Annotated in this window: 1 protein-coding gene; it reads left to right on the forward strand. The window is 66.4% G+C overall.

What is annotated here, in order from left to right:
- Positions 1-88 precede the first annotated feature (88 nt).
- On the forward strand, positions 89-898 hold the full coding sequence (locus FV234_RS25885) for an IS5 family transposase (RefSeq protein ID WP_147764855.1): 810 nt from the start codon (positions 89-91) through the stop codon (positions 896-898).
- The last annotated feature ends 24 nt before the right edge of the window (positions 899-922 follow it).

A 922-nucleotide genomic window follows, 5' to 3' on the forward strand; every position in this document is an offset into this window, starting at 1 on the left:
AGAGCCTGTTTGAGCCCCTCAGCCGTCCGTCCCCATCTGCCTCGTGTGCAAACACGAATTCCGCCTGGCGGGGCGGAGTGGAGAGCAGATGTGGACGGACCGACATCGGACGCGTCATGAGGCGCGTCTGAAGGACATGGTGCTGCAGGCAGGCTTGGACGAGGTCACTCGCTTCGTGGAGCGGGCAGATCCGCCAAGCAGTCCGGGAGCGACGCCTGCGCGCCAAGTGCTGGCAGCGATTGCCTGGCACCTGCGGGTTGGCGGCGCGTGGCGGGCGCTACCAGCGGGCTTTCCGCCCTGGCGTACGGTCTACGGCTGGTTCCGGCGCTGGATCGAGAAGGGCCTGTTCGAGGACCTCATGCGAAATCTGACCCGCCGGCAACGACAGCGTTGCGGACGCCGGCCGGAGCCGCGGCTGGCAATCGTCGACACGCAAAGCATCAAGTGCATCGGTGTGCGCGGGCCACGCGGCTATGACGGAGCCAAGAAGCTGGTCGGGCGCAAACGCGTCGCATTGGTCGATGCCGAAGGGCACGTGCTGGCGCTCGCCGTCGTGCCAGCGAACGTGCAGGATCGCGACACGCTCCCGGCTCTCGATAATGGCAAGGAGACATGGCCCAGCCTGCGACTGGCCATCTTCGACGGTGCCTTCACGGCCGAGCGCTGCCAAGAATGGTGTCTCGTCCATGGCATGCGCCACCGCGTCGTCGAGAAATTGCCGGACCAGAAGGGCTTCGTCGTCTTGGAGCGGCGCTGGGTCGTAGAGAGGACCTTCGGCTGGCTCAGCCATTGGGCCGGCCTACACCGCGAGCGCGCCGGTCGCCTTGACGTCGCAACGGGTCGCCTCGCCTGCGTCGCCAGCCTGATGGCCGCCAACGCCCTCAACAACCCAGCCTAAATGAAACCGCCTCAAACAGGCTCT

Source organism: Methylobacterium sp. WL8 (assembly GCF_008040045.1).
Lineage (GTDB): Bacteria > Pseudomonadota > Alphaproteobacteria > Rhizobiales > Beijerinckiaceae > Methylobacterium > Methylobacterium cerastii.